This is a genomic window from Croceitalea marina, assembly GCF_042684265.1.
Lineage (GTDB): Bacteria > Bacteroidota > Bacteroidia > Flavobacteriales > Flavobacteriaceae > Croceitalea > Croceitalea marina.
The window spans coordinates 88,583-100,426 of the sequence record NZ_JBHULB010000082.1; the positions used below are offsets into that span (position 1 = coordinate 88,583).

The 11,844-nt window shown below is 42.9% G+C and carries 1 protein-coding gene; it reads right to left on the reverse strand.

Annotated elements, in window-relative coordinates; genetic code table 11:
• Nucleotides 1–13: 13 nt before the first annotated feature.
• Entirely contained in the window at nt 14–11,671 is an 11,658-nt protein-coding gene (locus ACFSQJ_RS18200; protein ID WP_339335522.1) for a PKD domain-containing protein, read from the reverse strand.
• Nucleotides 11,672–11,844: the final 173 nt, after the last annotated feature.

Consider the following 11,844-nt stretch of genomic DNA (forward strand, 5'->3'; position numbering starts at 1 on the left):
TTTTATTATCGGTTTATCTATTAATATATAGCCAGTCTGAAACAGGTTCTGAGCCATCTCCTAACTCAAGTATGTAATAATAAGTACCAACAGGCAGAAGTTCTTGTTCACTTATAGTGGCTCTTCCGTTAGAAAGACCATCCCAAGTATTATCATAATTCTTCTGCTCAAAAACAATGTTCCCCCATCTATTATAGACACGTAGCACATTATTAGGATATCTTGAAATACAATCAATTTGAAATAAATCGTTTACGCCGTCATCATTGGGTGAAAACTCATTGTAAATAGTCAAACAGGTAGGATCAATTGTGGCTTGATCTGAATCATTGGATTCATTTAAATCTATTTGATCCACAAATGCTAGGTTAGCTGTGTTGATATAGTCATCTTCTTCTAAAACTTCTACGTTAATGATTAAAGTGGCCGTTTCGGAACTTGCTAATACTGGAATTTCCCAGAATCCATCCACCTGGTCGAATGCGCCCATAGAAGCCTGTGAACTTTGGTAAGCATAACCGTTTGGTAATAACTCTTCAATACCAACGTTCGTGGCATCAGAAATTCCTAAGTTACTAATGGTAATAGTAAATTGAATTTCATCACCAATCTTAGGTCTTTCATTGCTTACTATTTTGTCTACCGAAATATCAACTGATTGCGGAACTACAGTTACACTTGCTTCATCATCATCGGCCAAACCGTCAGCCAAGTCATCAATAGATGAATCTTCATTGATATTACTATCAGGGTCAGCTTGATTACTGGCTGTTATTTCAGCAATATTGGTATACTCTCCATCCGTACCTGTCGGTGCATTTACTTGTAAAAGCACTATTAAGGTTTCAGTAGTACCATTTGGTATTACCCCATTGGTATTCCAAACTCCTGTATTAGGGTCGTATACCCCGGCAGTACTTAAATGGGACTGATAAGTGTATCCACTTGGTACAACATCTGTAACCACAACACCCGTAGCATCACTATCACCACTATTGGTAAGGTTAATAGTAAACTCTATAATGTCACCGACATTTGGGTTTAATTCATCCACCTCTTTAGTTAGGCTCAAATCAGCTAGACCTGTTGGAACAGGGGTAACGGTGTCTTGATCATCTTCAGAGTTAAGATTATTATCTGGTGACGAATCGGGGTCAAAAGTATCAAGTGCAATTAATTCTGCAGTGTTGGAGTAATCACCGTTTGTTAAAACGGTAGCAACAATATCTAAGGTTTCAGAAGCTCCATTTAATAAGCCTGTAATATTCCAAGAACCGATGACTTCATCATAAGTTCCTGAGGATGGTACCGCATTTACAAATTCATAACCAGATGCTAGAATGTCTTCTACAACAAGGCCTGTGGCATCGCTTGGACCATCATTGGTTACAGTAATAGTAAATGTTATTTGAGAACCAACTGAAGGATTTGCATTATCGACTGTTTTTAATACAGAGATATCGGTTATAACTCTTGGTAAAGTCACTTGTTCGTCTTGATCATCTTCATTGATATCATTGTTGTTAGGTGTGGAATTTGGGTCTAATTCGTTAACTGCAATAACTTCTGCAACATTTGCATAACTTCCTGTAGTATTTATACCAACTACAATATTAAGTTCAATTGTGGCATCAGCAGCGAGGCTAGTAACATTCCAAATTCCTGTTCCCGGATTATAAAGACCCCCGCTATCATCAGAAATATAAGTATAACCCGAGGGTAACGTCTCATTAACCTGAATGCCTGTTGCGGCACTAGGCCCAGCATTATTCAGAGTCAATGTGAAGGTTATAGTGTCTGAAACATCAGGAAATTCATTATCCACTGTTTTGACCAGTGAGAGGTCAGCTAGTGGTGTCGGAGTGGTGTCCGCATTATCTTGATCATCTTCCGAAGCAATATCATTCGCTGGTGTGGAATCAATATCATTATTATTAGAACCTGTAATTTCCGCACTATTGCTATAATTTCCAGAAGGATTAACAACTACTACAATATTCAAGGTTTCCGTCGTTCCATTTGGAATTACACCATTCAAAGACCATAAACCTGAAGCTTCATTATAGACCCCAGCTGTGCTATTGTTAGATACATAAGTATAACCGTCTGGAAGTAAATCAACCACTTCAACGCCACTAGCGTCACTTGGACCGTTATTGATTAAACTCAAGGTAAATATGACTTCATTACCCACAAATGGAGATGCGTCATTAACGGTCTTGGTCAATTCGAGATCTGAAACTAGAACCGGAGTTGGCTCGATAGTTTCTTGATCATCTTCGGTGTCATCATTATTTGAAGGTTCTGAATCTATATCAAATTCATTCAAGTCTGTTAGTTCCGCGGTATTAGTATACGTGCCATTTGCCAAAACATTAGCAGTAATGATAATTGTTTCAGTGATACCGTTGTCCAAATCTCCAATAGTCCATGAACCATTTAGATCTTCGTAAATTCCGTTTGTAGGTGTAGCACTTACAAATTCATAGCCAGATTCCAATAAGTCTGTCACAACGATATTTGTAGCATCACTTGGTCCATCATTGGTTACAGTTACAGTAAATTCAACCTCTCCTCCAATGTTGGGGGTCATATCATTAGCAACTTTGGTTACTGAAATGTCAACCAATGGTCTTGGTGAAACAACAACCTCGTCTTGGTCGTCTTCACTAAGAATATCATTATTTGGTGTTGAGTCAATATCTAATTCTGTATGTGAGATGACCTCTGCAATATTTGTGTAGACTCCGATGGTATTTACTGTAGCCACGATATTTAATACTGTTGTATTTCCAATACCTAGATTTCCAATATTCCAATTTCCTGTTGTATCATCGTAAGCCCCTACCGAATCATCTGATACATAAGTGAAGCCGGAAGGTAACTGATCTAAGACTTGAAGGTTAGTAGCTTCGCTTGGTCCTTCATTAGTAACCGTTATAGTGAAGGTAATGTCCGTATTAACATCAGGTGTATCATTGCTAACAGTTTTGTCCAGAGAAATGTCAATAGTGCTTATTGGTGATACCGTAACATCATCTTGATCATCTTCTGTCAAAATATCATTGTTTGGTGTAGAATCTATATCAAAGACATCAGACGCAGTCACTTCTGCAACATTGGTATAATTTCCTGTGGGATTTACTAAAACATCTATTACTAGAGTTTCTGAACCTCCGCTAGAAATATCACCAACCAACCAAACCCCGGTACTTTCATTATAGATTCCGGAAGTTGAACTATATAGTATAAAATCGAAACCGGTAGGAAGTAAATCTTGCACTACTACGTCATTGGCATCTTGTGGACCATCATTGAAAACCGTAATTTCAAAACTAATTTCAGTTCCCACTTGCGGACTAGTATCGCCATCAACAACTATTTTGGTCAATGATAAATCTGCAACGTTCGGTGTAAGGTTTATAGCATCTTCATCATCGTCGTCACCTTGACCATTACCATCTTCATCAATAGCATTACCAGTAGTAGGGTCACTATCTGGGTCAAATTGGTCAGATGCGGTAATACTCGCCACATTTAAGTATTCATCGAATGCCCCTGTAGGTGCATTTACAGTTGCTTCATAAGTTACTGAAGTTGAACCACCATTAGCTAGTACTGTTAGACCCGTCCAGCTTGCGGTATTTACTGCTGACGAACCACCATTATTTACTGTAGTTAAAGTAAATCCTGAAGGTAAAATATCTTCTAAAGCAACATTTGTTGCAATGTTAGGTCCTAAGTTATTAATCGTTAATGTAAACATTACGGTATCTCCAACATTTGGACTTGGGGTACTTGCAGTTTTAGTGAGGCTTAAATCTGCCTGTTGTGGTATGATGGTAATATTATCTTCATCATCTTCACTTTGATCACCATCATCGTTGTTTGGAGCGCTATCTGTATCAAATTGGTCAGCAGCGGTAACTTCAACTCGGTTTTTATACTCATCAACTGCTCCAGTTGGAGCTAAAACTTGTGCATTAAATGTCAAGGATATGCTATTAGAACCCAATGGAATGTTTAATCCAGACCAAGAAACAACTCCGGCTCCAAACGAACCACCATTACTAATACTAGTTACATTGCTATAACCAGAAGGAAGAATATCTTCAACAGCAACCCCGGTGGCAGGTGCATTACCTAAGTTGCTGATTGCTATTGTGAAGGTAACAACGTCACCAACATTTGGATTACTTATACTAACAGATTTGTCAAGATCTAAATCAATAAGCTGTGGTGTTATTTCAAAAAAGTCTTCATCATCTTCATCTTGGTCACCATCATCATTGAAAGGCTCACTATCTGGGTCTGATTGGTCGCTTGCCGCAACCTCCGCAATATTTAAATATTCATCAATATCACCAGAAGGTTCGTTTACTGTAACTTCATAAGATAAGGTAGTGTTGCCAACTGGCAGTGAGGCAATATCCCAACTTAAGAAAATACCTGCAATGGAAGTACCGCCATTGTTGACGGTTCCTAAGGTGTAGCCTCTTGGTACTTCATCTTCAATAACTACATTAGTTGCAGTGTTTGGACCTGCATTGGTTATTGTAAGTTCAAAAACCAAGGTATCACCTATGTTAGGAGTCGCACTGGATCCAGCACTAATATCTTTTACTAAACTAAGGTCGGCGGATTGCAAAGAGAATGGGGAAATTGCCTCATCATCTTCACTTTGGTCTCCATCGTCATTGTTTGGTGTACTGTCGACATCAGGTAAATCAGAGGCCGTAATTTCACCGGTTGTATTGTAATTTCCAGACTCATTTACGGTTACGTCATATGTAAAGTTAGAAGTATCACCATTTGCAACATTAACATTGCTCCAAGTGATTGTCCCGCTACCTGGGTTGTAAACACCGCCACCACTAATGCTGCCTGGAACAATTGTAAACCCAGAAGGAACTACAACCACTATTTCAACTCCAGTAGCATCACCAGTTTCAATGGTATCGTCATTGGTCAACGCTACGGTATAGGTAACGGTATCGCCCGCATTACCCGAAGTTGGTACGCTTGAGATATCTAGTTCAAGATCTACTTGTTCAAGGGTAATACTTGAAGCGCTCTCATCATCTTCACTTTGGTCACCATCGTCGTTCCCAGGGGTACTGTCCGGGTCCAATTGATCGCTCGCCGTGATTTCAGCCGTGTTATTGTACTCTCCGCCCGATCCGGTGGGCATGTTCACTACAGCCTCAAACGAAACCGTGGTAGAACTCCCGCTGGTCACCGATAGGCCGCTCCAGCTTATCTCGTTTCCGGAAACAGACCCACCATTGTTCACCGTTCCTATGGTATAACCACTGGGAACAACATCTGAAACCGCAACCCCACTTGCGTTCGAAGTCCCTGCATTGGATATCTCTAAGGAAAAGGTGACCGTCTCACCAACACTTGCCGTGGTGGGACTCACAGTCTTCAACAAACTTAAATCAGACGATTGAAGGGTAAAAGTGGCGTTTGTCTCGTCATCTTCGCTCTGATCGCCATCATCGTTGTTTGGTAAACTATCGGGATCCAGTAAATCCGATGCCGTAATCTGGGCAATATTGGTGTAGTTTCCGCTCGCATTAACACTTACATCATACGTTAAATTTTGCGTAGCTCCATTGGTTACCGATAGGTTGTCCCATGTTATGGTCAGACTTCCTGGGTTATAGAAACCGCCATTACTTATGGTACCACCAACAATATCAAAACCGTTTGGAAGTGTATCTACGATGGAAACCCCGGTTGCATCTCCTGTCCCATTATTCTCTAAAGAAATGGTAAAGGTTAAAATATCCCCAACATTTCCGTTAGATGAGGATATGGATTTCGTTAGTTCTAAATCCGCAACCTCTAATACAATCGCAGATGCACTCTCATCATCTTCGCTTTGATCCCCATTATCGTTGTTTGGAGTACTATCTGGATCTATTTGATCACTTGCCGTTATTTCGGCTGTGTTGTTGTATTCCCCACTTGCTCCTGTTGGCATGTTCACCACTGCTTCAAAAGAAACTGAGGTAGAACCGCCACTTGTTACGGTAAGGCCCGTCCATGTTATTTCATTCCCAATCCGGGTTCCTCCATTGTTGATGGTGCCAATTGTATAGCCTCCAGGCACAAGGTCGGCAATTGAAACACCTGTAGCATTGCTAGTTCCAGCATTGGAAATAGCGAGTGTAAACGTTACGGTCTCCCCAACACTAGCTGTGGTGGGACTCACAGTTTTTAACAGACTTAAATCCGCTGACTGTAAGGTGAAGGAAGCAAGTGCTTCATCGTCCTCGCTCTGGTCCCCATCATCATTGTTGGGCGTACTGTCCAGGTCGGGCAAGTCCGAAGTCGTAATCTCTCCCGTGGTATCGTAATTGCCACTGGGGTTCACCGTAACATCGTACGTGAAGTCCGTTGTTGTCCCATTGGTAAGGGAAACACCGCTCCAAGTTATCGTCCCGCTCCCAGAGTTGTACACCCCTCCGTTGCTAATACTTCCCGGTACTATGGTAAAGCCCGATGGTACCACAACTACAACATCCACACCGGTGGCGTCCCCCGTTGCAACGGTATCGTCATTGGTCAAGGAAACCGTGTAGGTCACCGTGTCGCCAGCATTGCCAGATGTAGGGGCACTGCTTATGCCAAGTTCCAAATCCACTTGTTCCAAGGTAATCCCCGAAGCGCTCTCGTCATCCTCACTTTGATTCCCATCATCGTTCCCTGGCGTACTGTCCGGGTCCAATTGATCGCTCGCCGTAATCTCAGCCGTGTTCGTGTACTCTCCGGCGGCTCCCGTGGGCATGCTCACCGCAGCTTCAAACGAAACCGTGGTGGAACCCCCGCTGGTCACCGATAGGCCGCTCCAGCTTATCTCGTTTCCGGAAACAGACCCACCATTGTTCACCGTGCCTATGGTATAACCACTGGGAACAACATCCGAAACCGCAATCCCGCTCGCATTGGAAGTACCCGCATTGGAGACCTCCAAACTAAAGGTCACTGTTTCGCCTACACTTGCCGTGGTGGGACTCACCGTCTTCAATAAACTTAAATCCGAAGATTGAAGGGTAATCGCTGTTGTACTTTGATCATCTTCTGCAGGACTGGCATTGTTTACCGTAGAATCTGGATCGGGTTGATCACTTGCCGTTATCTCAGCGGTATTGTCATATACACCTGTCGTATTGACGGTAGCATCGAAAGAAAGGTCTAGGGTAGCTCCAAATACCACAGTCAGATTGGACCATACTATTGATAAATCCCCTGCATTAAAAACACCACCATTACTAACCGTTCCTGGAACTAGGGTATATCCGCTTGGAACAATATCTTCAACAGTAACTCCGGTAGCATCAGAATTGCCAAAAGCAGTACCATCATTGTTAAAAATAGAAATGGTAAAGGTAACCGTGTCACCGGCGTTTACGCTAGTAGGATTTACCGTCTTGGTCAACTCCAAATCAGCCATCCCTAAAATGGTTAGTGTCATGGTATCCGAAACATCGGCACAGATGCCATTAGATACGGTCCATTCAAATACATAGTCTCCCACATCAACACCAAAGACCTCTGTATCTGGGGCAGTGTCATCTACAAAACTTGCTGTAGTGGGTCCAGAAATCTGGGTCCAAAGCCCTGTGCCAACAGTCGTTGGAGTAGCTGCAAGGGCGATGGTAGAAAATTGTTGAATTGTTTGATCCGGCCCAGCATCCGCTATTATCGGCTGGGATAGAATCACAATTTCCATAGTATCTGTAAGTGTACATCCCCCATTGCTTGCAGTCCAGGTGAATTCGTACGTTCCAGCTTCCAAATCAGAAACTGGCGTATTGGGATTGTTTACATCCGTAATTGTGGCAGGAGTTCCAAATTGTGTTATCCCAGGCCCGGCTGTTTGGTTCCATGTTCCTGTTCCTGTAGTTAGTGCTACAGCTGCCAAGTTTGCTGAAGTGGCATCACAAAAATCTTGGTCTGGGCCTGCATCAGCATCTGAAGGTGGGACGTCGGTAAAGGTAATTTCAACCGTATCCACACTAGGTGCACATAAGGATGGGTTAACAAAGGTTGTTCCATTGGTAACCGTCCATGTAAGTTCGTAAGTACCCAAAATTGTGATATTGGATAAGGTTGTAGTGGGAGAATTTGGACTATCAATTACCGCGACACCTCCAGATGGATCGTTGGAAAATGTCCATGTACCAATTCCAGCAGTTGGGGGAACGGCATTCATTTGAGCATCCAATTGGCAAGCATCCGTCTGATCTGCACCAGCGTCTGCGGTGGAAGGTGCTTCAAAAACTTCAATGCGCACAACATCCGCAGTATCCGTACAATTGCCAGATTCAAAGTTCCATTCCAAAATATAAACTCCCGGTACTGATAGGTTTGATATTGTAGATGTTGGACTGTTGGGGGAATCAATGGTAGCTAAACTCCCTGAGGGTTCATTGGCAAAACGCCATTCCGCATTGGAAACATCAACTGGTGGTGAATTTCCGGCTAAAGTGGTCTGAAATGGAGCTCCAATATCTGCGGTACACAAAATCTGGTCTAGTCCCGCATTGGGATCAATAGAAGGCGCCGTACTAGAAACAACGGTCACCACTTTTGTATCCGTACCACACGCATAATCCGTTGTAAAAGTGAACTCGTATGTACTTCCAGCAACAATCTCGATTTCGGCTACATTACTATTTGCCGGATTTTGATTTATGGAAACACCTGTCGTCGGACCTGAGGTTTGTGCCCAAGTACCTGTAGCACCAAAGGTAGCTTCCACCAAAAAATTTGTTATCTCACAAAACTGCAATGTTTCATCATCTCCGGCAGGTGCAAATACTTCTACTTGTAAATCTGCAAATGAGGTTGGGCAATTGCTATCCCCTGCTATGGTCCATCTGAAATTGTAAATTCCCGATACTAAATTGGATACCACTGTGTTTGGATTGTTCACATTGGCAATTGTGGGCGTATTAGGGGCACCGGAAAGCAAGGTCCAAAACCCAGTTTCCACATTGGAATCGAATCCGTTTCCTGACAATACCGTATTATCCGCCAGACAAATAGTCTGATCAGCACCTACAGCAGCAATAGTAGGAGGGATACCAATGTTAAGGGTAATCTGATCGGAATCTGTGGAACAGGTTCCACTGTTGACCGTCCACTCAAATACATATTGACCAGAAAAAGTGAAAGTAAATTGTGCGGTCGGGCTTGTTTCATCATCAATGGTAACACCACCAGGACCAGAAACTTGGGTCCACAAGCCCGTTCCTGTTGAGCTTGTTGCCACCATCGTATACGTAGCTACGCACACACTATCATCTGGACCCGCATTGGCCGATGCCGAGGCATCTACGGTGATCTCTACATCATCGAATGTTGATTGACAACCGGCTTTTGAAATGGTCCAAGTAAGGGTATAACTTTGATCAACTGTAATTGTTGCCGTTGTATTGAACAACGTATTATCCGCAAAACTTATTCCTGTATTGGGTGTTGCGGTCCATTGTCCTGTTTCCCCAGCACCTGGGGCATTTCCATTCAGGTTCACTGTGCCCGTTCCAGCTGCTAAACATTGATCAGTGCCTGCATTTGCTGTGGTTGGACCTGGTGTTGCATTCGTGGTAATGGTTACAGTATCCGTACCCGGCGGTGGGCATGTATTGTCATTGGGGTTGGAAACCGTCCATCTTAAAACATAGGTTTCATTGGCATCATCCAAACCGGAAACCAAAGTATTTGGATCATTGGCGTCTGCAAAGACGATTGTAGCCCCAACCGGAGCGGTATCAACGGTCCATTCTCCAACTAAATTGGGCGCAGGAAGATCTTGGGCAGCTAACAACACTGGCGCTCCAAAACATACCAAAGGCTGATTTGGTCCTGCATCTGTGGTAATCGCTGCATCTGAGGATACGGTAACGCTTACTGTTGACTCCGCAGAAGGAGAACAGGCATTACCCCCGGATATGGCATACTGAAAGATGTATTCACCTGGAATAAGTCCTGAAACCGGGGTGGTCTGATCGAAGGGGTTTGTGATGGTTGCCGTATTTGGACCATTTATTTGCGACCACAATGAGTTCCCCGTACTTACCGCATTACCAGCCAAGGAGGTCGATGTCACATTACAAGCCAAGACCTGCCCAGTGCCTGCATTAGCACTTGTTGGATTCAAGGATATGGTCACATTGATGGCATCCGTACCTACCTCACAACCGGTCTGTACCGACCCACTTACCGCTCTCCGCAATAGTACAGTATAGGTACCCTCTACATCAAAATCAATGGCCAATGGAGTACTTCCAGTATTGTTAAAATCATTGGGATCCACTAAGGTAGAACCAGATGGGCCACTAACTATAGCAAAGGTATTCCCGCCATTGCCCGTTGTCGTAAAGGGAATGTCCACTTCGGACTGCCCACAAACTCCAGTGATATCAGTGCCACCGTTTGCGGTTATAGTGATTGGATTTACGGAATATCTTATGGTAACTGTTTCCGTATCAAAACAACCCGTTACCGAATTGCTTATCGTGTACTCAAAAGTATAGGTATTTGGCGAAACCAAACCTGATATTTGTGTTGTACTATTCGTATCATTGAGGATTGAGGCCGAAGGTCCACCGGTTTGTGTCCATTGAACGGTCTCTCCAGAGAATTGGGGTTGTGACCCTACTAAAGTTGTAGTTGTAATACTTGGGTCGCAAAAGCGAATATTGTTTTCCTGAACTGAAGCATTCGAAATGTCTTGGGTAGCTTCATCTACAGTTATAGTGACCGTATCTTGCCCGGAAACGCAAGGACCTGCAACCGTCCATCTTAATACGTAAGTTCCTTCAATGAGATTAGATACATTACTAGTATTGCTATTTGCATTTGAGAAGTTTGGTGTGCTTGGCCCGCTGACAAAAGACCAGGCACCTTGTTGTCCATTAATATTATTGCCGCCAAAACTTGCATTCAAATTTGTAGACTGCGTTACGGTATAACAATTATCCAAATTTTGATTTGCTCCCGCACTTACTGGCAGCTCCCCACCATAGTTAGTGATGGTGATGGTATCCGATGATTCACAAAATTGACCAGGAGCAAAGTCTGGCCCGGTAATAGTCCAACGAAGTGTTGTGGTACCTGCGCTACTTTCTGCTAAGTCTAAAGTTGTTGTTGCTGAAGTTGGAGAATTTATAGTAACTCCAGCATTGTTGGCGCCGTCTATACTCCAACTCCCTATTTCACCTGGATTAATCGGCGTATTTCCCGTTATGCTTATGGCTCCAGAGGTATCGGGACAAGAGGTCACATCATTTCCAGCATCCGCTATCGTTATAGGTTCCACGCTAATGTTAACATCCTGAAATTGTGTGCTTCCATCCGTACAGTTAGCCGAAAGCCGAAATGTGTAAACGTTCCCCCCAATTAAGCCCGTTATTGAGGAATTAGGGTCATTTGGGTCATCAATGATAACTGATGGACCAGCAACCTGAGACCATACCGGACCACTCTGAATCAAACCAGCGGAAGAACCTGATAAAGTAAACGTACCATCATTAACGCATATTGTCTCATTTATACCTGCATTGACCGAACAATTTTGGCCATAAGAGAACGCAGTGCCGAGCAATAAAAAAGATAGAAGACTAAAGAACCAGTTATTGAGTATAAATCTTTTCATTAAGATTTTATTTAAATATTTGTAAGAAAATTCAAACATATTATATTTTTTTTAACAATCCCCCCGGATGTTGTATTTCATCGATAAGTTGTTGTGAAACAATGAATAATCGATGAATGGTATTATTCAATTAGTTGATTTTCCAAATTTTTTGCTAAATGTTTAGCACGGGT

What these genes read in the sequence shown, in the direction of transcription:
- ACFSQJ_RS18200 (WP_339335522.1), bottom strand. Translation starts at nt 11,671, where the DNA reads ATGAAAAGATTTATACTCAATAACTGGTTCTTTAGTCTTCTATCTTTT.